General features: G+C 71.8%; 22 protein-coding genes, 1 tRNA gene and 1 pseudogene. 13 read left to right on the top strand and 11 right to left on the bottom strand.

All coding sequences use genetic code 11. The features are described 5' to 3' along the window. The first annotated feature begins 19 nt into the window (after positions 1-19). Genes DEI95_RS10310 through DEI95_RS10300 form a run of 3 tightly spaced genes read left to right on the top strand, consistent with a single transcriptional unit; the run spans position 20 to position 3,210 of the window. A complete protein-coding gene (locus DEI95_RS10310) occupies positions 20-1,039 on the top strand; it encodes a permease (protein ID WP_181419441.1) in 1,020 nt (339 codons plus the stop codon). Beyond that, on the top strand, positions 1,026-1,811 hold the full coding sequence (locus DEI95_RS10305) for a TIGR03943 family putative permease subunit (protein ID WP_110823175.1): 786 nt from the start codon (positions 1,026-1,028) through the stop codon (positions 1,809-1,811). The genes DEI95_RS10310 and DEI95_RS10305 overlap by 14 nt, the downstream gene beginning before the upstream one ends. Beyond that, positions 1,801-3,210 (top strand): hypothetical protein, encoded by a 1,410-nt coding sequence (locus DEI95_RS10300; RefSeq protein ID WP_111060169.1) that lies wholly within the window; start codon positions 1,801-1,803, stop codon positions 3,208-3,210. The genes DEI95_RS10305 and DEI95_RS10300 overlap by 11 nt, the downstream gene beginning before the upstream one ends. A gap of 46 nt (positions 3,211-3,256) precedes the next feature. Here the strand turns inward: DEI95_RS10300 and DEI95_RS10295 are convergent, their stop codons facing one another. The 3 genes from DEI95_RS10295 to DEI95_RS10285 all read right to left on the bottom strand — a co-directional run bounded on the left by DEI95_RS10295 (position 3,257) and on the right by DEI95_RS10285 (position 6,594). Further along, a complete protein-coding gene (locus tag DEI95_RS10295; RefSeq protein ID WP_110823179.1) occupies positions 3,257-4,219 on the bottom strand; it encodes a helix-turn-helix transcriptional regulator in 963 nt (320 codons plus the stop codon). Between the two features lie 217 nt (positions 4,220-4,436). Then, positions 4,437-5,483, bottom strand: a complete 1,047-nt coding sequence (locus DEI95_RS10290) for an NAD(P)-dependent alcohol dehydrogenase (protein ID WP_111060168.1) — start codon at positions 5,481-5,483, stop codon at positions 4,437-4,439. A gap of 112 nt (positions 5,484-5,595) precedes the next feature. Then, a complete protein-coding gene (locus DEI95_RS10285) occupies positions 5,596-6,594 on the bottom strand; it encodes a LacI family DNA-binding transcriptional regulator (RefSeq protein ID WP_220036649.1) in 999 nt (332 codons plus the stop codon). A gap of 167 nt (positions 6,595-6,761) precedes the next feature. Here DEI95_RS10285 and DEI95_RS10280 point away from each other — a divergent pair, with 167 nt between their 5' ends. Next, complete coding sequence (locus tag DEI95_RS10280; RefSeq protein ID WP_220036648.1) at positions 6,762-12,683, top strand: GH92 family glycosyl hydrolase; 5,922 nt, start codon at positions 6,762-6,764, stop codon at positions 12,681-12,683. Between the two features lie 250 nt (positions 12,684-12,933). On the opposite strand, the gene DEI95_RS10270 is transcribed toward DEI95_RS10280, so the two are convergent. Together DEI95_RS10270 and DEI95_RS10265 are read right to left on the bottom strand one after the other, a co-directional pair. Next, a complete protein-coding gene (locus DEI95_RS10270) occupies positions 12,934-14,043 on the bottom strand; it encodes a glycerate kinase (RefSeq protein WP_111060167.1) in 1,110 nt (369 codons plus the stop codon). A 120-nt stretch (positions 14,044-14,163) separates the two neighbouring features. Continuing rightward, positions 14,164-14,892, bottom strand: a complete 729-nt coding sequence (locus DEI95_RS10265; RefSeq protein WP_110823185.1) for an NYN domain-containing protein — start codon at positions 14,890-14,892, stop codon at positions 14,164-14,166. Positions 14,893-15,008: 116 nt separating this feature from the next. On the opposite strand from DEI95_RS10265, the gene DEI95_RS10260 reads away from it, so the two are divergent. Next, positions 15,009-15,851, top strand: coding sequence for a formate/nitrite transporter family protein (locus DEI95_RS10260; protein ID WP_111060166.1), 843 nt, complete (start codon positions 15,009-15,011; stop codon positions 15,849-15,851). Between the two features lie 26 nt (positions 15,852-15,877). On the opposite strand, the gene DEI95_RS10255 is transcribed toward DEI95_RS10260, so the two are convergent. Continuing rightward, positions 15,878-17,008: an FAD-dependent oxidoreductase gene (locus DEI95_RS10255; protein WP_111060165.1), complete on the bottom strand. Its 1,131-nt coding sequence runs from the start codon at positions 17,006-17,008 to the stop codon at positions 15,878-15,880. 76 nt (positions 17,009-17,084) lie between these two features. Here DEI95_RS10255 and DEI95_RS17105 point away from each other — a divergent pair. After that, positions 17,085-17,141: pseudogene (locus DEI95_RS17105) on the top strand (hypothetical protein); the annotation flags it as partial. On the opposite strand, the gene DEI95_RS10245 reads toward DEI95_RS17105, so the two are convergent. Then, the gene (locus tag DEI95_RS10245) at positions 17,120-17,701 is read right to left on the bottom strand and encodes a TetR/AcrR family transcriptional regulator (protein WP_111060164.1); all 582 of its coding nucleotides are present in this window, start codon (positions 17,699-17,701) and stop codon (positions 17,120-17,122) included. The pseudogene DEI95_RS17105 and the gene DEI95_RS10245 overlap by 22 nt on opposite strands. A gap of 108 nt (positions 17,702-17,809) precedes the next feature. Between DEI95_RS10245 and DEI95_RS10240 the strand changes: the two genes are divergently transcribed. Both DEI95_RS10240 and DEI95_RS10235 read left to right on the top strand, forming a co-directional pair. Further along, positions 17,810-18,172, top strand: coding sequence for a DUF4267 domain-containing protein (locus DEI95_RS10240; protein ID WP_111060163.1), 363 nt, complete (start codon positions 17,810-17,812; stop codon positions 18,170-18,172). 83 nt (positions 18,173-18,255) lie between these two features. Then, positions 18,256-18,720, top strand: coding sequence for an ester cyclase (locus DEI95_RS10235; protein ID WP_111060162.1), 465 nt, complete (start codon positions 18,256-18,258; stop codon positions 18,718-18,720). A gap of 178 nt (positions 18,721-18,898) precedes the next feature. Here the strand turns inward: DEI95_RS10235 and DEI95_RS10230 are convergent, their stop codons facing one another. Next, positions 18,899-19,093 carry a hypothetical protein gene (locus DEI95_RS10230; protein ID WP_110823197.1) on the bottom strand — a complete coding sequence of 65 codons (195 nt, stop codon included), beginning with the start codon at positions 19,091-19,093 and terminating at the stop codon, positions 18,899-18,901. Positions 19,094-19,275: 182 nt separating this feature from the next. On the opposite strand from DEI95_RS10230, the gene DEI95_RS10225 reads away from it, so the two are divergent. After that, on the top strand, positions 19,276-19,791 hold the full coding sequence (locus DEI95_RS10225; protein ID WP_146243645.1) for a DUF6578 domain-containing protein: 516 nt from the start codon (positions 19,276-19,278) through the stop codon (positions 19,789-19,791). Between the two features lie 630 nt (positions 19,792-20,421). Here DEI95_RS10225 and DEI95_RS10215 read toward each other — a convergent pair. Together DEI95_RS10215 and DEI95_RS10210 are read right to left on the bottom strand one after the other, a co-directional pair. Beyond that, complete coding sequence (locus DEI95_RS10215) at positions 20,422-20,655, bottom strand: hypothetical protein (protein ID WP_110823201.1); 234 nt, start codon at positions 20,653-20,655, stop codon at positions 20,422-20,424. Beyond that, complete coding sequence (locus tag DEI95_RS10210; RefSeq protein WP_146243644.1) at positions 20,655-20,888, bottom strand: hypothetical protein; 234 nt, start codon at positions 20,886-20,888, stop codon at positions 20,655-20,657. The genes DEI95_RS10215 and DEI95_RS10210 overlap by 1 nt, the downstream gene beginning before the upstream one ends. A gap of 82 nt (positions 20,889-20,970) precedes the next feature. Between DEI95_RS10210 and DEI95_RS10205 the strand changes: the two genes are divergently transcribed. Next, the gene (locus DEI95_RS10205; protein ID WP_111060158.1) at positions 20,971-21,525 is read left to right on the top strand and encodes a GNAT family N-acetyltransferase; all 555 of its coding nucleotides are present in this window, start codon (positions 20,971-20,973) and stop codon (positions 21,523-21,525) included. A gap of 108 nt (positions 21,526-21,633) precedes the next feature. Beyond that, positions 21,634-22,164 (top strand): hypothetical protein, encoded by a 531-nt coding sequence (locus DEI95_RS10200; protein WP_111060157.1) that lies wholly within the window; start codon positions 21,634-21,636, stop codon positions 22,162-22,164. A 203-nt stretch (positions 22,165-22,367) separates the two neighbouring features. Here DEI95_RS10200 and DEI95_RS10195 read toward each other — a convergent pair. Then, positions 22,368-22,438: transfer RNA gene (locus tag DEI95_RS10195), tRNA-Gly, on the bottom strand. A 217-nt stretch (positions 22,439-22,655) separates the two neighbouring features. On the opposite strand from DEI95_RS10195, the gene DEI95_RS10190 reads away from it, so the two are divergent. Both DEI95_RS10190 and DEI95_RS10185 read left to right on the top strand, forming a co-directional pair. After that, a complete protein-coding gene (locus tag DEI95_RS10190; protein WP_111060156.1) occupies positions 22,656-23,729 on the top strand; it encodes a DUF6177 family protein in 1,074 nt (357 codons plus the stop codon). Position 23,730: 1 nt separating this feature from the next. After that, positions 23,731-24,066: a hypothetical protein gene (locus DEI95_RS10185; protein WP_110890645.1), complete on the top strand. Its 336-nt coding sequence runs from the start codon at positions 23,731-23,733 to the stop codon at positions 24,064-24,066. Positions 24,067-24,082 lie beyond the last annotated feature (16 nt).

Here is a 24,082-nt window from a genome sequence, read left to right as displayed (position 1 = left end):
GTTCGCCTATCCTGTCCGGGTGACGAGCACCCGCGCCCGCCCCGTCACGACGCGCTCCCGCAGCCTCACCGGTCCCGGTCTGGTGCTCGCCGCCGTCGTGGCGCTCCTCGCCGTCCGCATCGTCTCCCCGGCGGTCGGCACCGCGGGGCTGCCGGACGTGCTGCAGGACTTCCTGACGCTCGCGATCAGCGTCGTCGTCGAGTCCCTGCCGTTCGTCGTGCTCGGCATCGTCCTGTCGATCGTCGTCGAGGTGTGGGTCCCACACGGCGTCCTCGAGCGGATCCTGCCGACCCGGCCGATCCCGCGCCGAGCCGTGATCTCCCTGATCGGCATGCTCTTCCCCGTGTGCGAGTGCGGCAACGTCCCGCTCGCGCGCGGCCTCATGCTCCGCGGGTTCACCCCGGCCGAGGCGGTCACGTTCCTCGTCGCGGCACCCATCCTCAACCCGCTCGTCATCATCAGCACCGCGCAGGCGTTCGGGTGGTCCGGGTGGATCCTCCCCGCCCGGATCGTCGGCGGCTTCGTCGTCGCGAACCTCGTCGGCTGGATCGTCGCCGCACACCGCCGACCCGCCGACCTGCTCCTCCCCGCGTTCGAGGCCCGGTGCCGCGCGGCCGTCGGTGCCCCACCGGTGCGCGACAAGTGGCGGGAGAGCGCGTCGCACTTCGGTGGCGAGACCGCGACGATGATGCCGGCCCTGTTCGTCGGTGCGGGTCTGGCGGCGGCGATCCAGGTCGCGGTGCCGCGGAGCACCCTCGTCGCGGTGGGGGCGAACCCGGTGCTGTCGGTGCTGGCGATGATCCTCCTCGCGATGACCGTGTCGCTCTGTTCCAACGTGGACGCCTTCTTCGCGCTGTCCTTCGCGTCGACGTTCCTGCCGGGGTCGATCACCGCGTTCCTCATCATCGGGCCGATCATCGACGTCAAGATGATCGCCCTCCTCCGCACGACGTTCCGGGCACGCTTCCTGGTGCTGCTCGCCGTCGTCTGTGTCCTGTTCGCCGCGACCGTCGGGTTGGTGATGAATGTCCTCGTCTGAGCGCACCGTGCTGCGCCGCACCCTGCTCGGTCTCGGGTCGGTGCTGGCCGTGGCCGTCGGCACCCTGTGGCTCGGCATCGCCGACCACCTCGACCTGTACATCAACCCCCGCTACGCCACCTTCACCCTCGTGCTCGCCGCCGTCGCCGTGCCCGCGTCGATCGCGGGGCTCGTCGTGGTCGCCCGCCACGGCGCCCACGCGCACGACGGTGACCCGGAACCGCGGCCGGCCGAGGGCGGGCGCCTGCTGCACGTGGTGCTCGGGTCCGTCGCGGCGCTCGTCACGATCGGCACCGTCGTGGCGATGCTCGTCCTGCCGCCGACCACCCTCTCCGCCCGGACCGCCCAGCAGCGAAGCGTCGGGTCGGCCTCGCTGTCCGACGCGACGGGTGCCGGTGCGCCGGTGACGCTCCTGGGCAGCGAGTCCGTCGACACGTCCGAGTACGGCGTGAAGGACTGGGCGGCGCTCATCCGGCAGACGACCGACACGACCGCGCTCGTCGGCCGCAAGCTCACCCTGACCGGGTTCGTCGTCCCGGGGTCCGACGGGTCTTTCACGCTCACTCGCTTCGTGGTCAGCTGCTGCGCCGTCGACGCCCAGCCGGTCGGCATCGGCGTGACGACCGACGACGCCTCCCCGCAGGAGGGCGAGTGGGTCCGGGTCGAGGGTGCCCTCGCCGCGAACCCGGACACCGCCTCGGACGCCCGCCTCGTCATCCGCGCGGCCCGGGTCAGCCCGGTCGAGCAGCCCTCGGACCCGTATGAGTACTGAGTCCCGTCCGCGTCGCCCGGTCGCGCACCGCTTCCGTCGCCGCTTCGTCGCCACGGTCCTGGTGCTCGCCGTCATCGCTGCGCTCGCCGCCGTGGTGGGGACGCAGCAGGGGCCCCGGCTGCGCTCGGTGTCCTACGACGCCGGCGACCTCGTCACCCGACCGGCGCAGCGGGTCATCCTCACCGCGAACCAGGCCGTACAGCAGGTGCCCGCGTCCGCCGTGCGCGTCCGCCCCGCGGCGCCGTTCTCGGTCACGTCGAGCGGCAACACCGTCGCCGTCGAGTTCGCCGGACCGCTCGCCTACGACCGCGAGTACACGCTCACCGTCCGCGGGGTGCGGGCACCCGGACAGGCTGCGACGTCGGAACTGCGCACGACGATCCGCACCGGGACCACGGACGTCCTGGCCGTGGTGCCGGGGACGGACGGCGGTCCGGACAGCATCGTCCGCCGGGGCCTCGGCGCCGCGGGCTCGCGGACCGTGTACCGCGCGCAGGGCATAACGGAGTACGCCGGCCTGGCCCGCTCCCTCGTCGTGCTCCGGGACGACCGGGACGGCGGGTCCGCCATCGACATCGTGCCGCTCGCGGGCGGGGTGCAGGACGACGCCGTGCCCGTCGAACGCCTGTCGATGCCGAGTTCCCGCGGCTCCGCGAAGGCCCTGCACGCGGCCGACGACGGCTCCTCGTTCGGGTTCGTGTACGCCGACACGTCCTCCGGGCGCTCCGAGGACGTCGGCCTGTACGTCGTCGACCTCACCGGCACGCACCAGCCCGAACCCGTCGCCGCCGACGGCACCCCGACGGCCGGGGCGACCCCGATCTCCGTGGCGCAGTGGGCGTACGTGCCCCGGACCGCGAGCGCCCTCGTCCGGACCGGCGCCGACGACCTCGTGCTCGTCGACATGAGCGGTCGGAACGACGCCGTCCGGCTGGGGTCGGCGACCTACCTGCACGGCTTCGTCGGCTCCGGCACGACCGCCGTCGTCGAGACCGGCAACGGGATCGTCCAGCTCGACCTGACCGACGGCGAGCGGACGGACCTGCCGGCACCGGCGGCCAGCACCGACTCGGCGTACCTCGGGCGGATCGCCCCGATCGCGGAGGACGTCTACCTGCGGGTGGTGGGCTCGGTCCGCGAGGACGGGACCCTGGCCGCGCGCATCCTGCGGGTGGACGGGGCACGGGCTTCCCGGCTCGCGGTGACCGTGCCCGACGACGCGAGCATCACCGCGGTCTGCCCGTCGCCGAACGGGCAGTTCGTCGCCGTGGCGACGCAGTCGTCCGACGGTGCGCTCGTCAGCGTGGTCGATGCGACCTCGGGCGCGCTCGAGGCCTCGCTGGCCGGGACCGCGATCGACTGGTGCAGCGCGCTGCCGACGGGCGACGAGGTCGGCTGAGGCACCGGCACCGGCACCGGCACCGGCACCGGCACCGGCCGACCGGTCAGTGCCGCAGCGTCTGCCGCGGGTACTCGCCGAACCGGTTCAGGTACTCGCCGGAGAACCGCCCCATGTGGCTGAACCCCCACCGCGAGGCGATCTCCGCGACCGAGGCCGACCCCGGCTCGGCCGCCAGCAGGTCCGCCCGGACGTGCCGCAGGCGGACCTCACGCAGGTAGTTCATCGGGGTGCGGTCGAGCGTCCGCTGGAACGACTCCTGCAGTGCCCGGACGCTCAGGTCGGCGGCGCGGGCGATGTCCGACACGCTGAGGGGCTCGCCGGCGTGCTCGTGCAGGAACTCCACCGCGGCGCGGAGTCGTGCGTTGCGGCGCTCGCCGTACCCGTCCGGCTGCGTCTCGCCCTGGAACCGGTACAGCCCGAACAGGGACCGAGCGACGTCGCGCTGCGCCTCGTGCCACGCGAGCGACGAGGGGCCGTCGACCCGGAGCGAGCGGACGGCGGCGGCGACGGAGCCGCGCCAGACCTCGATGGCCGCGGCCGTCGGTGGCGTCCGGCGGTCGAACGCGAGGGTGCCGTCGACCAGGAACTGCTCGGCGGCCACGTCGAGCACGAGGTCCCGGCGCAGGTGGACGAGGCGCTGGTCCCAGTCCTCGTACTCCATCTCGAAGCGCTGCTCGACCGGGAAGAGGGTCGGGACGCCCGGCTGCATGCGGACCTCGTCCCGGCCGACGTCCACCCGGGCGCGACCGGCGTCGATCCACTGCACGACGACCTCGCCCTCGACGGCGACGTCGCCGCGGAGGTGGCCGTGCATCTGGGAGCGACGGATGCTCATCCGGTCGTCACCGACGCCGACGTACTTGTACCAGTAGTCACGGTCGATCGGCGAGGAGTACCAGGCGCGCCCGGCGTACATGCCGGCGAGGTCCTGGATCGCGCCACCCGTGTCGGTCCCCGACACCGCGACGATGGCGGCGGCGGGTGCCGGGGTCTCCGGAGTCGTCATGCTCTCACCTTCTCCCGGAGCGGCGTCCGGATGCGAGTCGCCCGGCGCGGTGTGCCCCGGTGGACGGCGTTCCGTGGACCTTCGGGGGCGGGTACGGAGGTTCCGGTCAGGATCGCGACGGGGTCGGAGCCGGTCGGGAGGCCCGTCACCAGCAGGTGGCGGGCCTCCCGTCCGGTGCGTCCCGGCCGGCGACCGCCGGGCGGGAGGGGAGGCGTCGTCAGGCGAGCGTGGCGGCGTCGATGACGAAGCGGTAGCGGACGTCCGAGCTCAGGACGCGCTCGTAGGCCTCGTTCACCTGGTCGGCGCTGATGAGCTCGGTCTCCGGCAGGATGCCGTGCTCGGCGCAGAAGTCGAGCATCTCCTGGGTCTCGCGGATGCCGCCGATGGACGAGCCCGCCCAGCTGCGGCGGCCCGGGAGCAGCGCGAACGCCGGGACCTCGAGGGGCTCGGACGGCGCCCCGACGTTGACCATCGTGCCGTCGACCTTGAGCAGGCTCAGGTGTGCGGCCATGTCGATCTTCGCCGAGACGGTGTTGATGATGAGGTCGAACGAGCCGCGCAGCTCCTCGAACGTCTCCGGGTCCTTCGTCGCGTAGTGGGCCTTCGCGCCGAACTTCAGCGAGTCCTCCTTCTTGGAGGTCGTCTGCGACAGGACGGTGACCTCGGCACCCAGGGCGGCGGCGATCTTGACGCCCATGTGGCCGAGTCCGCCGAGGCCGACGATCGCGACCTGCATGCCGGGTCCGGCGTTCCAGTGGTGCAGCGGCGAGTACAGCGTGATGCCGGCGCAGAGCAGCGGCGCGACCCGCTCGATGTCGAGCGACTCGGGGACGCGGAGGACGAAGTCCTGGTCGACGACGACGGCCTGCGAGTAGCCGCCCTGCGTGATGGTGCCGTCGGCGCGGTCGACCGAGGCGTAGGTGCCGGTGTTGCCCTGCAGGCAGTACTGCTCCTGGCCGGCGAGGCACTGCTCGCACTCGCGGCAGGAGTTCACCATGCAGCCGACGCCGACGAGGTCGCCGACGCGGTGCTTCGTGACGTCGGAGCCGACCTCGGAGACGTGGCCGACGATCTCGTGACCGACGACCTGCGGGTACTCGATGCCGCCCCACTCGCCGCGGACGGTGTGGATGTCGGAGTGGCAGATGCCGGCGTAGTCGATGTCGATCATGACGTCGCCGGGCAGGAGGTCGCGGCGCTCGATGGTGGTCTTGACGAGCGGTTCGGTCGCGGACGGTGCCGCGTACGCGTTGACGGTGCGCAAGGGTCTCCTCGTGGGGTGGGGATGACGGGCCGGGTGCGGCCCACCGTCGATCCTGCCCCCGTCGCCCGACCTGAGACAGGTACGGACGGAGCACCCCTCGCGGTCCGGGCGGTCAGCGGGCCGTGCTGCTGGAGGCCCGGACGACCAACCGCACCGGCTGCACGTGGTGCCGCGGGGGCCCGTCGTCGCCGGCGATGCGTGCCAGGAGCTCCTCGGCCCCGACCCGGCCCATGGCGTCCGGATCGGAGGCGATGACCGTGATGCCGAGGACGTCCGCGAGGTCGAAATCGTCGAAGCCGACCAGGGCGGGCCGGTCCGTGCGGTCGACGAGTGCGCGGAGTGCCCCGGTCGTGATCCGGTTGTTCGTGGTGACGATCGCGGTCGGCGGCTCCGGGGCGTCGACCAGGTCGCGCACGGCACGCGAGGCCTCGTCGAGGTCGTGCGAGTCACTGCGCACCCACCGTTGCCAGTCCGGCACGCCGGCCGCGCGCATGGCGTCGCCGAACGCGTGCACGCGCTCGCGGTGGGTCGACAGCCGGCTGAGGTCGCCGACCAGGCCGATGCGGCGGTGTCCGCGTTCGAGCAGGTGCTCGACCGCGGTCTGGATGCCGCCGGCGTTGTCGAGGACGACCGAGTCGGCGTCGACGTCCGCCGGTGCGCGGTCGAGGAACACCACGGGCGTGCCGAGGGCGCGCTCCCGGGCGATCAGGGAGTGGTCGTCGTCGGCGGACACGACGAGCAGGCCGCTGACGCGGCGTTCGACGAGCTGCGCCACGAGGGTGCGCTCCCGGTCGGCGTCCTCGTCGTTCGAGGTGGACAGCAGGCTCAGCCCCGGTGCGCGGAGTGCGCGCTCGGCGCCCCGCGCGATGCGTGAGTAGAAGGGGTTCGCGACGTCGCCGGTGACCAGCCCGATCGTGGCGGACCGTCCACCGGCGCGGAACTCGCGCGCGAGCGTGTTCGGGCGGAACCCGAGCTCGGCGGCGACGGTCAGGACCCGTGCCGCGGTGTCGGCGGCGACGTACCGCTCGCCGTTCACCACGCGTGAGACCGTCTTCATGCTGACGCCGGAGCGCTCGGCGACGGCGCGCAGCGTGGGTCGCTCGGTGCTCACCCCGTCATCGTACGGTTGTCCGGTTTGCTGGGCGTTCCTTGACACGACTCACACGGAACCGTTAGAAACGTCGGGTGTGACAACGCTGTCATGGTCGACGCGGCGTCACTCCTCCCCAATCTCGGAAGGTGACGATGTCGTCATTCGGTTCCCGGCGCAGCCGGACCATGCACCAGATCAGCGGTCGGCGCGGCGGGTTCGGGACCCGCGCCACGGCCGTCGTGCTCGGGGCGGCGCTCGCCGCATCGGGTGCGCTCCTCGGGGCCGTGCCGGCGCAGGCCGCGTCCGGACCCTTCACCACCTCCTTCGAGGCGGGGGACACGGCACCCCTCGCGAACACCCCGCTGACGCCGTCGACGACCGTCACCGGGTCGACGCTGCCGCCCGGGAGCCTCCTCGGTCACGTCACGGGCGTCACCGCCGACGCCGAGAACCCGCCGAACGAGGTCGCCGCCAGCCTGGCGGACGGGAACGCCGGCTCGAAGTGGCTCGCCTTCCGGAACACCGGCGTCGTCACCTACCGGCTCGACCAGCCCGAGACGCTGCGGGCGTACTCGCTCACGAGCGCCAACGACGCCCCCGGCCGTGACCCGTCGGCGTGGACGCTCGAGGGCTCGACGGACGGCACCACGTGGACCACGGTGGACACGCAGACCGCGCAGACCTTCAGCGGCCGTGGGAAGACGAACACGTACACCGCGGCGACGCCCGGCTCGTACGACCGGTACCGCCTCCGCATCACGAAGAACAGCGGCGACGGGATCACCCAGCTCGCCGATTGGAGCATCTCCGACGGCTCGACCACCCCGCCCCCGCCCAGCCCGATGGTGACCCGGGTCGGCAACGGGCCGGTCTCCGGACTGAACATCCGCTCGACCGTCGGGTTCAGCGGGACCAAGGCGCTCCGCTACGCCGGCGCCCACGTCGCCGCCGGCCCGGCGAGCGCGACGAACGTCCTCTACGAACACGTCGCCATGCCGATCACCGCGGACAGCGAGCTGAGCTACAAGCTCTTCCCCGAGCTGAACGGGGACACCACCTACCCGGCGACCTACGCCGCGGTCGACCTGCAGCTCACCGACGGCTCGCTCGTGTCCGCGGACCCGCAGGTCACCGACGAGAACGGCAACCGTGTCTCGGCGGAGGCCCTCGGTGCCGGCAAGGTCTTCTTCGTCGACCAGTGGAACTCCATCCGGATCCCGCTCGGCGCACTCGCCGGCAAGACCGTCGACAAGGTGCTGTTCACGTACGACGACGACGCCGCGGGCACCAGCGCGTCGACGAAGTTCCAGGGCTGGGTGGACGACATCCGCATCGACCCGGCGGCCGAGCGCATCGACGGCTCGAGCCTGACGGACTACGTCGACACCCGCCGCGGCACGAACTCCTCCGGCGGCTTCTCGCGGGGCAACAACATCCCCGCCGCGGCCGTCCCGAACGGCTTCAACTTCTGGACGCCGATGACGGACGCGTCGAGCCAGTCGTGGGAGTACTCGTGGCAGTCCGACAACGACGCCGACAACCTGCCGCGCCTGGAGGGCATCGGCATCTCCCACGAGCCGAGCCCGTGGATGGGTGACCGCAACCAGCTCGCGATCATGCCGTCGACCTCGGGCGCGACGCCGAACGCCTCCCTCGACTCCCGTGGACTCGCGTTCGACCACGCCGACGAGGTCGCCCGACCGGACCTGTACTCCGTGAAGACCACGTCCGGGACGGTGGCCGAGGTCACCCCGAGCGACCACGGCGCCGTGCTCCGGTTCGCCTTCCCGGCGAGCAGCGGCAGCGTCGTCCTCGACAACGTCGGCTCCGACGAGCGCACCTCGATCACGATGGGCGACGACGGCACCGTGACCGGGTGGACCGAGGGCGGCTCCGGCCTGTCCGTCGGAGCCACGCGGATGTTCTTCGCCGGTCGGTTCGACACGGACCCGTCCGGCACCGGCACCGCCGCGGGCGACCGCAGCAGCGCCCGCTACGCCTCGTTCTCCGGGCTGACCGGCGACCACGTCGTCGAGCTCCGCCTCGCCACCTCGTTCATCTCCCTCGACCAGGCGCGGCACAACGCCGACCTCGAGCTCTCCGGCAAGTCGTTCGAGCAGGTCCAGCAGGCCGCCGCCGCCCAGTGGAACGAGCGGCTCGGTGTCGTCACCGTGCCGCAGTCCGCCGCGAGCGACACGCAGCTCCAGGCGCTCTACGGCTCGCTCTACCGGATGAACCTCTACCCGAACTCGCAGCACGAGAACGCCGGCACCGCCGGGGCACCCGTCTGGGAGCACGCCAGCCCGAACGTCGCCCCGAAGGGCGCGGCGACCGCCACCACGACGAACGCCGTCGTGAAGGCCGGCAAGGTCTACGTCAACAACGGCTTCTGGGACACCTACCGCACGGTCTGGCCGCTCTACTCGATGCTCTACCCGGACGTCGCGCAGGAGCTCGTCGACGGGTTCGTCCAGCAGTACCGCGACGGCGGATGGACGCCGCGCTGGTCCTCGCCGGGCTACGCCGACCTGATGACCGGCACGAGCTCCGACGTCGCCTTCGCGACCGCGTACCTCGACGGTGCGGTGGACACGAAGACCGCGCTCGAGGCCTTCGACGCCGGGTACAAGAACGCCACGACCGTCTCGACCGACGTCTCCGGCGCCGGACGCAAGGCGCTCGACCAGTCCGCCTTCCTCGGCTACGTGCCGGACTCGCTCCACGAGAGCGTCTCGTGGGGGCTCGAGGGCACGATCAACGACCACGGTCTCGCGGAGATGGCCGAGGCGTTGGCGAAGGACCCGGCCACGCCCGCCGACCGCGTCCAGGACTTGGAGACCGCCGCGGCGTACCTGCACGACCGGGCGGAGGACTACGTCAACCTGTTCGACGCGGACGCCGGGTTCTTCCAGGGCCGGAACGCCGACGGGTCGTTCGAGGTCCCGGCGGACGAGTTCGACCCGGCCGAGTGGGGCGGCGCCTTCACCGAGACGGACGGCTGGAACTTCGCCTTCCACGCCCCGTTCGACGTGCAGGGCCTCGCCGGCCTGTACGGCGGTGACGAGCAGCTCATCGCCAAGCTCAAGGAGTTCTACGCAACCCCCGAGACGGCCGAGAACGTCGGCTCCTACGGCGGGCAGATCCACGAGATGCTCGAAGCGCGGTCGGTCCGCATGGGCCAGCTCGGCATGAGCAACCAGGTCTCGCACCACATCCCCTACATCGCGGCAGCTGCCGGCGACCCCTCGCTCACGCAGCAGGTCGTCCGCGAGAGCATGCGACGCCTGTTCGTCGGCAGCGACATCGGGCAGGGCTACACCGGGGACGAGGACAACGGCGAGATGTCGTCGTGGTTCGTGTTCTCGGCGCTCGGCCTCTACCCGCTCGCCCAGGGCTCCGGTCAGTACACGATCGGTTCGCCGCTCTTCTCGCAGGCGACCGTGCACCTGCCCGGAGGCGACCTGCGCGTGAACGCGGCGGGCAACAGCGCGCAGAACGTCTACGTGCAGTCGGCCTCGTTCGACGGGAAGCCCCTGGACCGTGCGGTCATCGCGCAGTCCGCCATCGCGAAGGGCGGCACGCTCGACTTCCGCATGGGGTCGACCGCGTCGAACTGGGGTGCCGGCAAGACCCAGGGTGCCGAGGGGCTCGACGCCCCGGCTGTCGCGCCGAAGCCGCTCGTCGACGCCACGACCTCCGGCTTCGGGGTCATGACGAGCGACGACGACACCGCCGTCGGCGCACTGACCGACGACGAGTCCCTCACCGCGACGACCTTCTCGAGCGCCACCCCGGCGATCACGTGGAAGTCGTCGCAGGGCCCGGTGACCGTCGACCAGTACACGCTCACCACCGCGGCGAGCGGCGGCCAGCCCACCTCGTGGAAGCTCGAGGGCTCCAGCGACGGCAGCACGTGGGTGCCGCTGTCGACCGTCGCGAAGAGCACCTTCGACGCGCCGCTCCAGACCCGTCCGACCACGATCGAGCACCCTGCCGCGCTGACCTGGTACCGCCTGTCGGTCACCGGGACGAGCACGGGGAAGGCGCCGTCGATCGGGGAGTTCGAACTCCTCGCCGACAGCAGCAAGACCACCAGCGCGTTCGCCGTCGAACCGACGCCCGGGCTCACCGAGGAGGTCGGGCAGTCGTTCACGGGTGACCTCGCCGCGATCACCGGACCGGGCACCGAGGCGTCCGACTACACGGTGACGGTCGACTGGCAGGACGGGTCGGACCCCCAGCAGGTGACGCCGACGAGGTCGGCGCTCGGTGCCTGGGAGGTGCCCGGCGAGCACACCTTCACGACGGTCGGCGAGCACACCGTGCACGTCGTCGTCCGCTCCGGCACGGAGATGGCGAGCACCGACGTCCCGGTGACGGTCTCGCGCACCGCACCGAGCCTCCAGGGCGCGTTCGACAACGTCTGCCTCGGTGACCCGGGACAGGCCGCGAACTGCGACTTCGGCGGCCGCGGGTTCTCCCGATCGGCGCTCGCCGCCGACGGGTTCGTCCAGGGCACGACGAACACCGTGCCGGGGACCGACCTGACGTTCGACCTGCCCGCCGTGGAGCCCGGCGAGCCGGACAACGCGACCGGGAACGGCCAGACCATCCCGGTCCCGACGGGCACGGACATCACCGAGCTCGCCGTCATCGGCACCGCCAACGAGCGGGCGCAGCAGACCGTCGGCACGATCCGGTACTCCGACGGGACCACCGCCGACCTGCCGATCGAGTTCGGCGACTGGGCGGCCTCGCTCGCGACGCCGCGGTTCGGGAACACGGTCGTCGCGTCGAGCGACCACCGCACCGTCGGGGTGAACGGCAGCGACCGGATCGCGGCAGGGGTCTTCGCGACCCCCGTCACCACCGTGCCCGCCGGCAAGCAGGCCGTGTCGATCACCCTGCCGACCCAGACCGGCTCGCCGTCGAGCGCAGGACGGATCCACGTCTTCGCGATCGCGACGAACGGCACCCGGGTGCCGACGACAGCGCTCACGGCCACGGCCGGTGCGCGCCTGAGCGGCACCGCCGGCGAGGAGGTCTCGGGCACGCTCGCGACCGCCACCGGCGGCACGATCGGGACCGGCACCACGACCGCCACCGTGAACTGGGGCGACGGGTCCCCGCTCGAGGAGGCGACCGTCACGGTCACCGACGGCACCGCGACCGTCACCGGTGCGCACACCTACGCGACGGCGGGCAGCCGGGAGGCCGTGGTCACGGTCGACGACGGCACCGGCAGCGCGAGCGTGCGGACCCCGGTCGAGATCGCGGCGGCTCCGGTGTGGACGCCGACGCTCACCACCTCGGCCGGGTCGGGGGTCCGTCCGCGGGCCGCCGTGCACGTCACGGGTGCCGGCTTCGCCGCCGGTGAGACCGTCACGGTGACCGTCGACGGAGAGGGCACCGGCACCACCGCGGTCGTCGCAGCCGACGGGTCGGTCGCCTTCGACGTCACGGCTCCGGGTCGTCCGGGCAGCCACAGCGTCTCGGCGATCGGTGACCGGTCGGCGACCCTGGCGACCGTGGCCTTCCAGGTGGTCGTCCCCGGCAACGGCGGGGGCAACGGCGGCGGGAACGGCGGCGGCTCCGGGAACGGGGGCGGCAACGGCGGCGGCAACGGCGGTCCGGGGCACGGCGGCGGCCACGGCTCGTGGGCGCCGGAGTTCCGGCTCCTCGCCGAGGCCGGCACCGAGGGCACCGTCGTCGGCTACTCCGGCAGCGGCTTCGCACCGAACGAGCGCGTCACCCTCACCCTGCACAGCAAGCCCCTCGCGCTCGGCACGGTCACCGCGAACGCCGACGGCGTCCTCAGCGGCACCTTCACGGTCCCGTCGGCAGCACGGCCCGGTGCCCACGAGGTGCAGGCGCGCGGTGCGACGTCGGCGGTCACGGTGAGCGCTGCGTTCCGGGTCCTCGCCCGGCCCGCAGCGGACGCCGGACGCGCACCGGCCGAGCCCGGGCGCTGGGGCGGCCTGGCCTCCACCGGGTCCGACGTCGACCCGGCCCGCTGGGGCCTCGTCGCCGGAGCGCTCGTGCTGCTCGGCGCCGGGATCACCGCGACCGCCGCGGTCGTGCGGCGTCGTCGGAGTCGGCTCGGGTAGCGGCGGATGACGGACGGGAGGCCCGGTGCAAGCTGGTACCGGGCCTCCCGTCCGTCTGTGCGCGCGTCGTGCGCGTCGTGGCCGTCGCTCGCTGTCGCGCGTCCGGGGCCGGCTCCGGACCCGTGGTCCCTCCGCTCGTCCTGCGGCTGCTCGCTCGCCCGGACGTGAGCGCGGGCGAGCGCGAGCGCGAGCGCGAGCGCGAGCGTGGGCCGGGCGCGGGCGCTGGCGCGAGCGCGGGCGACCGCCGAGGTCAGCCCTGGGCGCGCGCCATCCGCTCGCCGGCGATGCGCGCGAAGCGCAGCGGGTCGCGGAGTGCATCGTCGGGCTCGCCCGTCGTCTGCGTCGCGATGACCGTGAGCGAGGCCGCGATCGAGAACGCGTCCAGGCGGGCAGCGACGTCGCCCGCGACGAGCGCGACCGGCGTCCCGGCCGCGGCCGCGATCGCCGTGACCACCGTCGGGGTCTTGCCGGCCGCCGTCTGCCCGTCGAAGCGCCCCTCGCCGGTGACCACGAGGTCGGCGGCGGCCACGGCGTCCGCGAGGCCGAGCGCCTCCGCGACCGCTCCCGCGCCGCTCCCGACTCGTGCGCCCCACGCGAGGAGGCCGAATCCCGTCCCGCCGGCGGCCCCGGCGCCCGGTGTCGCCGGGTCGATCTCGGGGAAGTGCGCTGCCCAGCGGGCGAGACGTGTCTCGTGCACGGGGACGCGATCGGGGGTCACGCCCTTCTGCGGGCCGAACACGGCGGCTGCGCCTGCAGGACCGAGCAACGGTGACGTCACGTCGCTGAGCACGGTGACGCCGAGCGGGGGGAGCGGACGCAGCGACGTGCGGTCGACCGCGGCCACGTGGTCGAGCAGGGTGCCGCCGGTGGCGCTCGTGGCGTCGGCGTCGGCGCTGTCGTCCAGCGCGATCCCGAGTCCGAGCGCCCGGAGCGCCCCGATCCCGCCGTCCGTCGAGGCGCTGCCGCCGATGCCGAGCAGGAGGCCGGTCGCCCCGGCGTCGAGCGCGGCCGCCACCGCCTGCCCGAAGCCGGTCGTGTGCGCGGAGTCGGGCTCCGGCTCGTCGAGCAGACCGACCCCGCTCGTCGCCGCGAGTTCGACGACCGCGCGGCCGTCCGGCAGCTGGAGCCAGGCCGCGTCGACGAGGCGACCGTCCGGTCCGGTCACCCGCACCGGCACGCGCTCACTGCCGGGGACGGCGGCGGCGAAGGCGTCGATCGTGCCCTCCCCACCGTCGGCCATCGGGAGGAGGACGAGCTCGTCGTCGGGCCGTTCGGTCCGCCAGCCCTCCGCGACGGCCGCGGCGATGTCGGCCGCGGACGCGGTGCCCTTGAAGGAGTCCGGTGCGATGACGACGCGCATGGGGTCACGCTACCGGCGCCGAGGGGCCCGATCTCGCGCTGGGGCGCACGGTGGAGAAAAGGAAGACCCGGCGCCAGAGACGCCGGGTGGGTGGCTCCAGTATGACACACATCACGAGTGTCACCAACCGGTAGGGCGCCGAAGCCGCCCGACCTCTTCTGGCAGTTGGACATCGCTGAAGTCCTCCGGCCGCAAGGTGTACCACCAGTGCCCACCGACACCGGCGGCGGAGTCCCCACGCAGCCGTCCGGCAGTCGGGCCCGGGGTCGGGTTGACCATGCCGACCTGAACGAGGGTCCGGGCATGCGCCACCGGGAAGGCCAGATCGCTGTCGTTGCTGACGACGATGGCGGCGTCGACGCGCCCGTCGAGCACGTCGATGAGGAGGTGAGAGGCAACGTTGACGTCCGACCCCTTCTCCTCACGCCGGGCGACCGACACGATGAACGATGCGCCTGGGACGTCCGCCCCGTCTGCGTCTTTCACTTGTACGGGCCAGTCCGAGCGTGCGAGTGTCGGGCGGCCACGGCGGTCCGGAACGGCGAGCGGCGCTGCTGTCACGCGGGTCACGAAGTTCCCGAAAGCAAGCTCGTCGACGCTCCGCGCCGCAGCGAGGGCCCTGAGGTAGGTGTCCTGATCACGCTGCCCGCTGACGTTCCCGACACCGCTGATACGCGCTGTGCAGAAGACCACGCGCTCCAGAACCGCACCGCGCCATCCAGATCGGGCCACGAGCCGTTCACCGAAGGAGCGGAGGTCGAGCCACCTCCACCCGGTTGAAGCGCGTCCGCAGAGGCCCCTACCGCCGTAGTAGAGGTTGAAGCCGTCGACGTAGAGTCCCACCCGCATCCCCGAACGGTAGTTGCCCACACGAGCTCGCCACGGGACTTGTGGAGAACCGCGCATGTGATGATCCGCGTACCCCTCGGCACCGCGCACATCACCCTCCGCCTACCGTTGCCGTCATGACCGACGACCGACGCCGTGAACTCGGCTCCACCGACGCACCCGTGGAGGACGAGCTCGCCGAGTCCTTCGACGCGACCATCGAGGAGGGCGCCGAGCGGCTCCAGCGGACGACCCGTGCCGTCCTCGTCACCGGTTTCTTCGGCGGCCTCGAGGTCGGCCTCGGCGTGATGGCGTACCTGGCGGTCCTCACCGAGACCGACAGTCACCTGCTCGCCGGACTCGCGTTCGGCATCGGCTTCATCGCCCTGCACCTGGCGCACAGCGAGCTCTTCACCGAGAACTTCCTCATGCCGGTCGCGGCCGTGGTCGCCCGCGAGGGGACCGTGCTGCAGCTCGTGAAGCTCTGGGGCGGCACGCTCCTGGCGAACCTGGCGGGCGGCTGGCTCTTCATGTGGCTCGTCGTGCACGCGTTCCCGCAGTGGCACGTCACCCTGGCGGAGTCGGCCCGGCACTTCATCGACGCGCCGTTCGGCCTGCAGAGCATCGTGCTCGCCGTCCTCGGTGGCAGCACCATCACGCTGATGACCCGCATGCAGCAGGGCACCGACTCGGACCCGGCGAAGCTCGTGGCCGCCGTCGCGGGCGGCTTCCTGCTCGCCGGCCTGCAGCTCTTCCACTCGATCCTGGACTCGCTGCTCGTGTTCGGCGCGATCCAGTCCGGCGAGGACATCACGTACGGGCAGTGGTTCGGGTGGTTCGGCTACACGCTGCTGTTCAACGTCCTCGGCGGGCTGGTGCTCGTGACGGCACTGCGGCTGCTCCGCACGAAGGAGCTCATGCAGGACCGGCGCCACGGCTCCCAAGACGACCCGGAGCGCGCCGACCACGAGCAGAGCTGACGCGCGGCGGTACCCGAGTGGACGGCTCAGAGCGTGAACCGCGGATGCGGCGCCCCGCCGGTCGCCAGGTCCGCGAGCATCTCCCCGAGCACCGGCGCGAACTTGAACCCGTGCCCGGAGAACCCGGTCGCGACGGTCAGCGGTCCGCGGCGGTCCATCACGAAGTCGTCGCTCGGGGAGTTGTCGTACAGGCAGCTGATCAGCGCTGGAGCCGTGGCGTCGACGCCCGGCACGAACCGGGCCACGTACGCCTGCAGCCGCTCGACTTCGGCGGCGACCGGTGTCCGGTCGCGAGCGTCGGGGTCGACGACCGGGCCGATGCCGTGGAACCCGACCTTCACTCCCTCGCCCGGCGTCAGCAGGCCGTACACGTCCCAGCCGTCGAGTGGGTAGTGCACGAACGACGGCCACGCGTCGTCCGGCAGGTGGCTGGGGAAGTGCGCCGGCTGCTCCTGCGTGACCCGGATGGCCGGGAGGCTCGCCCCGCGTCCGGCGAACACCTCGCCGACCAGCGTGGGCGCCCAGGAACCGACCGCCGCCACGACGCTCGGCGTCGTCACCGCGGTTCCGTCGTCGAGGTGGACGGTCACGGTGTCGCCGTGGTCGTCGAGCCCCGTCACCCGTACCCCGAAGCGGAGGGCCGCTCCGTCGGACGCGGCCAGGTCGAGCAGCGCCTCGATCGTCTCGGCCGATCGGATCCGGCCGGCGGTGCCGTGCGCGAGCACATGACCCTCGAACGCCAGTCCCAGCCAGCGGGCCGCGGCCTCGTCGAGGTCGAGTCGCTCGAACGGCACGCCGGCACACTCGAGTGCGTGCGCGATCGCGTCGATGACCTCGGGCCGACCGTGGTCGACGGCCCCGGTGCGGTCGAGCAGGGTCCGACCGGACGCGGCCTCGAGCGCTGCCCAGGCGTCCCAGGCGCGCTGCGCGAGGGTGACGTAGTCCGGCTCGGTGTAGCCCATCCGGAAGATCCGCGTCGCTCCGTGTGAGGAGCCGTGCTCGTGCCCGCGGTCGTGTTGTTCCACGAGCAAGACCTGCTCCCCGCGAGCAGCCAGGGACCGGGCCGCTGCGGCGCCGACGACACCTCCGCCGATGACGACGTGGTCGAGCTGCGACGTCGACTGAGTGGAGCGTTGTCCTGCCGGGGCGTGGGGCATGCCTTAACAGTAGGGCGTCCGTCAGGGCGGAGGTGGTCCGCTCGACGCGGCGCTCGTCCGACGCGACGCCGTCGATCCCGGCTTCCTCAGCCGATCAGCGGACGGGTCTTCCTACGAACTGGTGGGGGTGTGACCGCCACTCGCTCGTCCTGCTCCCGAGCCTCCGCTCAGCGCTCGATGCGCGTGGTCGAGTCGCGCACGCGACCGCGCTGCGGGTAACCGCTTGCTGTTCTCCAGGGTCGCCAGACCGTGGACCGTCGCCCAGGCCACCTCGGCTTCGGTGTCGTCGGGGTCGGGGAACGCCGCGCGGACCCCGGCGAAGGCGCGTTTGAGCGCGTCCGGGCCGCGTCCGGAACCGAACTCGAGGCCCGACGGCATCGAGAACATCGCCTCGTAGACGCGCGGTTGGTCGGCGGCGAAGTCGAGGTAGGCCCGCATCCGCTCCAGTGGCTCCGCGGGTACGCCCTCGAGTGCTGTTGCGATCGCTTCGAACCCGGCGAGCGCGACGGCGTCGATGAGCGCCTGGCGGCCGCCGGCGAACGCGGAGTAGATCACCGGCTGGGTCACCCCGATCTCGGACGCGAGCCGACGCATGGTGACGGCTTCCCACCCCTCGGCTTCCGCGACCTTGCGAGCCGCCCGGAGGATCTGGTCGCGCCGGAGATCGAGGTCAGGAGCAGGTCGTGGAGACATGCACCAAGGGTAGCAGTAAGCTGTTACATAACAGCGGTAGACAAACTCTCGCGCGGTCGTTACCTTCGTAGGAGAACAGCGTTATCCAACGTCAGGAAGGCTCCTCCCATGGTCATCACCGCCCTCGTCGTCGCAGTCCTCGGCTGTCTCTTCATCCTCTTCATCGGCGGCCGGTTCCTCGTGGCTCCAGCGCTCGCCACCGCCGGGTTCGGCGTCGCTGAGGACCGGCGGCGAGCATTCACGAGCATCAAGGGCGTCCGCGACATCACCTCCGGCATCGTGCCGCTGGTGGTCCTGCTGGTCGCCGACCCGCACGTGTTCGGCTGGGCGCTCCTCGCCGCCGCGATCACGCCGATCGGCGATGCCGTCATCGTCGTCACGAACGGCGGAACCCTCCGCCAGGCCCTCGGCGTGCACGCGGCGACGGCACTCGTGCTCGTCATCGCAGGCCTCGTCCTCGCACTCGGCTAGATCGGACGCCACTCCTCGCGGCTCGGCCGCCCCGCCACCCGCCCATCCCCCACCCTGCTCCACCACCACGAAAGGCAACACGCATGCGCACCACGAACGAGCACGACAACACCGACGGCACCGCCACCGAGGACGTCGTGCGGGCCTTCTACGAGCCCTTCCGCACGGGAGACACCACCGTCTACGACGAGGTCCTGGCGGAGGACTGGACGGACCTGCCCCTCGCACCCGGCCAGCAGCAGGGCCCCGCCGGCATGGCCGCTCAGATCGCGCTCTTCCGCCACGCGATGCCCGACTACGCCGTCGAGCACCAGGACGTCATCGTCCAGGGCGACAAGGTCGCCGTCCGCAACACCGTCTCGGGCACGCACCAGGGTGCCTTCATGGGACACGAACCCACCGGCAAGCGCATCGAGATGCGCACCATGGACGTGCACCAGGTGCGCGACGGGAAGATCGTCACCACATGGCACCTCGAGGACTTCGCCGGCCTCATGAGCCAGCTCAACGCCCCTGCAGACGCCCCGACCCCGGCACCCTGGGGCTGAACCGGGTCACCTCCGGAGGGCAGGAACTCATCTCGAGTTCCTGCCCTCTCCGCGTGCCTGCCCTGCGGAACACAGCCTGTCCGCACTGCTGGGGATGTTCGTCGACGACGTGGCGCTCATCCGCCGCGACGCCCTCGACTCCGGCTTCCTCAGACGATCCGCGGCCGACGGTCCGTCCCTATGGCCGGCGCAACCCGCGGATGAGCAGCGCGCTGCACACCAGCATCACTCCCGAAAGCAGCACGGCACTCCCGAGGATGGCTGCCGATGTGCTCCCCGCCACGAAGGACACGAGGATGCCGATGACGGCGAGCGGAGCGCCGATGAGCAGGCCCACGAGGTCGGCGGCTCCCTGCTGTTGTGGCTTGTTCATCCGTTCAGGCTAGCGGCGGACAAGAAGGCGTATCCGACCGCTCAGTACCCGTATCGGTCGCCGATCGGCTACCGACCGTTCGGCCTGATGCCGTTCGGGGCGCCACTCGTCGTCCAGGCGAGTCCTACGCTGGGCGCATGCTCCTGAGTGGTGGGTCCGAGCAGCACCGATCGGAACACCGCGTGCTCACGCGCCGTCAGTACGAAGCGATCTTCGGAGCGCCTGCAGGCATCACGGTTCCGTCAACGAGAGCGGGCGTTCCGGTGCCCGCGGTGCCGCCCGAGGACTTCGTTCCAGAGCCGGCGGTGGGGGAAGTGGATGTGTGGTTGCCCGAGTGGCAGGTCGACGCGGACGGCTTCGACGTCGCCGTGGGGGAACGCATCCGGTGGTCGCTGGTCGAGATGGATCAGCGATGGGTCGACCGACCCCTCACCGAGCCGAGGAGCGTGTCACTCCAGCTCGACTTCACCGCCGAGGACCGCGACGACGCGGACCAACTGACTTGGCATGACGTCACCGGGACGGTCACCCGCATCGACCAGGTCTCAGCTCGCTACGTCAGCTCCCGCGACCCAGCAGAGGGTGGCGCGCGCATGCCAGAGGCTGGTGGTGCACAGCAGCACAGCGTGTCCTCACTCTGGGATCGCCGACCCCATCACGGCGCGATCACGAGCTGGATCGTCCGCGTCCAGACCTGATCGCAGCGATCCTCCTTCGCCCACGCGTCGCCTGGAGCAGCAAGGATGCTGACCGCTGTGTCCACGAGGGCTCCGGTCAGGATCCGCTACCGGATGTTCCGTGCCCACGACGCTCGTGACCGTGCTGCCCGTCGCCTCGGTGCGCACACGAACGGGAGGAGGAGTGCGGGGCTCAGGCACAGACCGACGCCGGTCCCCGCGATCACCGTCAGCGTCCAGTCGTCCTCGAGGAACGTCACCTGCTGTCCCGTCGGTCCTGTCAGTGTGCAGTCGGTGCCGAGTGGCCAGGACGACGGAGTCACACTGCCTCCGACCTCTTCCTCGAATCGTGCACCGACGACGGACGGGTCGTGTCCCGAGCAGCCCGAACCGTGGTCCCCACCGACGAGACTGCCGTGGGCTGCGACAAGAGCGAACGCGAAGAGGAATGCGCCGGTGACCACGGCCGAACCCGTGAGGACCCAGAATCGCCCCCCACCGAGGAGCCGACGGCGTGCGGGCCCGGCGATCACATCGTCGAGCCCAGAGCATCGGTGCGGACACAGTCCGGCGACCACTGCGCTCGCTTGCTGTCATCGGCACCTGCTCCGAGACTCATCGACTCGGTCGACGCGTGGTCGCGAGATCCGGTCACCGCCACGACCCGTGGTCCGGCAGGAACCCTGTGACCGCCAGGACGACGAACAGGGTCCCGATGGCCGCCATGACGATCCCGATAAACCGGACGAAGCCTGGCGTCAACGGGCGTCCGTTCGCGAGCTGGTCGCCGCCCAGCTTCTGCGCCCACTGGTTGAAGATCGCGATCGTCAGACCCCACAGTGCGGCGACGGCTCCGCCGATCCCGAAGATGAGTTGCGGGTTCATCAACCTCTCCGGCGTGCGAGCTGGTTGCGGAGGTTCCGGACGAACACCGCTTCAAGACCGACCGCGATGACGAACCCGACGACGGCGAACGCGATGTGGCCCGGGTCCCGACCTGAGGTGAGCGCGATGACCGGCAGCGCGACCACGATGACGCCGCAGACCACGACGTTGAAGACGGCCCCGATCACCCCGCCGGGGGTGCGGCCGGTGCGTTGCATCCAAGGTGTGGGCATGTCTCAGATCCTATTGAGAGGCGGCGTGCTGCCGTTCTGAGCACACCGCACTGCTGCGGAGCGGGCTGCGTACCGTAGGTGCATGACGGTGACCCTGACCAGGACCGACCCGGAGGGCCAGGACCGGGAGGCCCTGATCGCCTTCCACACGTCGGCGGAGTTCCCCTTCCACGTGCGCGCTCGGCCGGGGCGGGCGGACATGGAGCGTGTCCTCGACGCCGGCACCTTCCGCGACGAGGACCACGAGTCGTGGTGGATCGATGACCATGACGCCGGTCGGATCGGTCTGGTCGTGCTCGAAGACCTGCAAGAGCCGTCGCCACTGCTTGATCTCCGGCTCGCGCCCGCTTTCCGTGGGCAGGGTCTGGGCGTGGTCGCGCTCCGCGCGGTGACCGATCACGTCTTCCGCGCGATGCCGGCCGTGCCACGGCTCGAGGGCCAGACGCGCGAAGACAACATCGCCATGCGCCGGGTGTTCCTCCGTGCCGGGTGGGTGAAGGAAGCGCACTACCGGGAGTCGTGGCCGGTCGAGGGCGGGCCTGCGCTGGCGTCGGCGGCGTACGCGGTGCTCCGCCGCGATTGGGAGACCGGTACGACCACGACGTTCGTGTGGGATGACGTCACACTCACGGACTGACGCCAGCAGAGGAGCGGCCGGCGTGAGCCAGCGCGCGGCGATGCTCGGTGACGACACCGACACGGCTGGGAAGCCGTACCGCCGGGTGGTCGTGCCAAGCTGTCGGTCATGGGGTGGACGAAGCAGTTGCCGACGTGGATCGTCGGAGTCATCATGGCGGTCCTGTTCGCCGCGCTGTGGTTCGCGTTCACGTTCGTCACCGCGCCGGAACTCGGCATCGGAGCTCGAGCGCTCGTGTCTGCATTGGTCGGGGCACTGTATGGCGTCGGGATGGGGCTGTGGCTCGGGCGGACACGACGCGGGTACGGCGGGATAGCACGACGACCCGACTTCGGCCGGGCCGTCCGCCGCGGCACCGTTCCGGCCGACGTGGACGTGGACGAGTGGCGGCGCGCGGTGGAGCACCATCAGCGGCAGTACTCGCCACTGCGCTGGGCGGCGCCGCTGCTGTACCTGCCGATGACCGCCCTCGCCATCTGGCTCGCGGTCACCGGTCAGCCGCTGTTCTGGATCGGTGCGGTCTTCTTCCTCGCCGTGTTCATCGGCACCGCTGTCACCACTCCACGAGTGCTCCGGAAGACGGAGACGATGCTCGCCGAGCTCGACCGACGGAAGAGCGTGCAGCAGACCGTCCGGTGACGGTCGTCGGTCGCCGCCACGGCGAGACTCCGGTCGCACCGAGGATGGACATCCCCCGTTGCCCTGGCCTCGGCATGGAGTTCGTATGTCCCGAGAGTCAACAGGGAGCGGTTCCGCTCGGAAGCCAGCGGGGGAGGGGGTGAGTCTCAGCCGAATCGAGAGAAGAATGACCGCGCTGAGCAGCGACACCGGTCGAGAAACGGAGCGAGTGACGGGAATCGAACCCGCGCTACCAGCTTGGGAAGCTGGAGTTCTACCATTGAACTACACTCGCGCATCCCGTCGAACGGGACCGCACCAGCCTAGCGGATGATCCGCTGGATGCCAGCCGAGCGCTCCCGCGAGCCGCGGGGCGGACGTGTTCCGCGCCTCCCGGCCGCCCCTGTCTCTCCGCTGTGAGCCGCCGTCCTCCGCGGACACTCCCGGACGCCGTGTGTACCGTCCAAGAGGACCAAGCGAGTGTCAGCACGACCGAACCGAGGAGGAACCGGATGGTCAGGCATCCCCTCATCGACGACGTGGTCGGACCGGCCATCGTGGTGGATTCGAGCGCCCCGGTCGTCTGGCTGACGGAGTCCTTCGACTCGCTGCTGCGTCGTGCGTCCGCCTCCGGTCGCACGGTCGTCCTGCGGACCGGCCCGGAGGCTGCGCTCACCCCCGCCCTCCGGCACGCGCTCGGCACCCACGGTGCCGCGTGGTCGGTCCGCGGGCCGGACGGCGAGCTCCGCGACGGGCGCACCGGCGTGCCCGCCGCCGGCATCGAGGACTTCGTCGAGCACGGACCGGAACTGCTCGGCGACCCGTCGCCGGAGCACCGGGAGGCCCGGGGCTCGGTCCGGCAGATCAGCATCGACCTCACGCTCCGCCACCACGACGAGCGGTCGGTGGACATCGGTTCCGCGATCGAGGCACTCTGCGCCGCCGTCGACACCTGCCCGACACGGTGGGGGACCTCCGAGCCGCTCACCTCTGCCTGGGACCGCTGGGTCGTCACGCAGTACGCGAAGCACGAGTCGCCGGGCATCAGCACCTCCTACGCCGTCGGCGACGGCATCTCCGCCACGATGACGGCCCACCTGACCGACGGGGTCGTCGTCGAGACGATGTCCGCCGTGCTCACGGTGCCCGAGGGCGGTACCGACCCCGGGCTCGCCGGTCGTCTGCTGGACGCCGTGCACCGGGTCGCGAGCGACGTCGAGCCGGTGTTCGGCGTGGTCATGCAGCGCCGCGGGGACGCCGACCACCTGGTCCGCGCCGTCTCGTACGGCGAGCCGGAGCCGCTCGCGGTGATCGTCGGCCCCGAGGCCACCCGATTCCTCGACCGCCGCGGCGAATGGCCGCCCGTCCGCACCACGACCGAGACCTTCGCCGGCGAGGTCGGCGAGGGGCTCGTCGTCCGCTTCGAGGACGGCTGGGTCGCACTCGAGTCGTTCCTCGACCGCATCGACGAGGACCGCTTCCTGCAGCTCGTCGGCGGGGCCCCGCTCGACCCGGCCCACGATGACGGCGCCCTCGGGGCGCACGCCATGCAGCACGGCGGGCAGGGGTCGCAGGGTGCCGCGTGAGGTGACCCTGCTCTGTCGTGGCCCGGTCGAGGTCCGCGACGTGGCCGAAGCCCTGCTCCTGCACGACGACTCCTGGGGCGTCCGTGCCCTCGACGACGGCCCGATGACGCAGGTCTGCCGCGACGCGACGCACCCGGTCATCACGGTGCTCGGGGTCCGTCGGGTCGACTCCCTGGACGAGGTCACCCGACTCCTGCCGGACGCCCCGGCGATGTCCGTCCCGCTGTGGTGGGTCGACACCGTCACGCCGCTGGGCGCGGACGGCGAGGCCGGGGTCACCGCGGCCCTCGAGGCATCGCTCGACCTCGATGCGGTGTGCATCGTGCACGGGGACTGATCGGTCCGTCGCTCCT

This window comes from Curtobacterium sp. MCBD17_008 (assembly GCF_003234475.1).
Taxonomy (GTDB): Bacteria; Actinomycetota; Actinomycetes; order Actinomycetales; family Microbacteriaceae; genus Curtobacterium.
Note: the sequence above shows the minus strand (reverse complement) of the source record. Positions and strands in the feature narration are given on the sequence as shown.

Bases quoted from the DNA above. Each gene is read 5' to 3' on its own strand.
- DEI95_RS10305 (WP_110823175.1), top strand. From the start codon at position 1,026: ATGTCCTCGTCTGAGCGCACCGTGCTGCGCCGCACCCTGCTCGGTCTC.
- DEI95_RS10300 (WP_111060169.1), top strand. From the start codon at position 1,801: ATGAGTACTGAGTCCCGTCCGCGTCGCCCGGTCGCGCACCGCTTCCGT.
- DEI95_RS10295 (WP_110823179.1), bottom strand. From the start codon at position 4,219: ATGACGACTCCGGAGACCCCGGCACCCGCCGCCGCCATCGTCGCGGTG.
- DEI95_RS10280 (WP_220036648.1), top strand. From the start codon at position 6,762: ATGCACCAGATCAGCGGTCGGCGCGGCGGGTTCGGGACCCGCGCCACG.
- DEI95_RS10270 (WP_111060167.1), bottom strand. From the start codon at position 14,043: ATGCGCGTCGTCATCGCACCGGACTCCTTCAAGGGCACCGCGTCCGCG.
- DEI95_RS10265 (WP_110823185.1), bottom strand. From the start codon at position 14,892: ATGCGGGTGGGACTCTACGTCGACGGCTTCAACCTCTACTACGGCGGT.
- DEI95_RS10260 (WP_111060166.1), top strand. From the start codon at position 15,009: ATGACCGACGACCGACGCCGTGAACTCGGCTCCACCGACGCACCCGTG.
- DEI95_RS10255 (WP_111060165.1), bottom strand. From the start codon at position 17,008: ATGCCCCACGCCCCGGCAGGACAACGCTCCACTCAGTCGACGTCGCAG.
- DEI95_RS10245 (WP_111060164.1), bottom strand. From the start codon at position 17,701: ATGTCTCCACGACCTGCTCCTGACCTCGATCTCCGGCGCGACCAGATC.
- DEI95_RS10240 (WP_111060163.1), top strand. From the start codon at position 17,810: ATGGTCATCACCGCCCTCGTCGTCGCAGTCCTCGGCTGTCTCTTCATC.
- DEI95_RS10235 (WP_111060162.1), top strand. From the start codon at position 18,256: ATGCGCACCACGAACGAGCACGACAACACCGACGGCACCGCCACCGAG.
- DEI95_RS10230 (WP_110823197.1), bottom strand. From the start codon at position 19,093: ATGAACAAGCCACAACAGCAGGGAGCCGCCGACCTCGTGGGCCTGCTC.
- DEI95_RS10215 (WP_110823201.1), bottom strand. From the start codon at position 20,655: ATGAACCCGCAACTCATCTTCGGGATCGGCGGAGCCGTCGCCGCACTG.
- DEI95_RS10210 (WP_146243644.1), bottom strand. From the start codon at position 20,888: ATGCCCACACCTTGGATGCAACGCACCGGCCGCACCCCCGGCGGGGTG.
- DEI95_RS10205 (WP_111060158.1), top strand. From the start codon at position 20,971: ATGACGGTGACCCTGACCAGGACCGACCCGGAGGGCCAGGACCGGGAG.
- DEI95_RS10200 (WP_111060157.1), top strand. From the start codon at position 21,634: ATGGGGTGGACGAAGCAGTTGCCGACGTGGATCGTCGGAGTCATCATG.
- DEI95_RS10190 (WP_111060156.1), top strand. From the start codon at position 22,656: ATGGTCAGGCATCCCCTCATCGACGACGTGGTCGGACCGGCCATCGTG.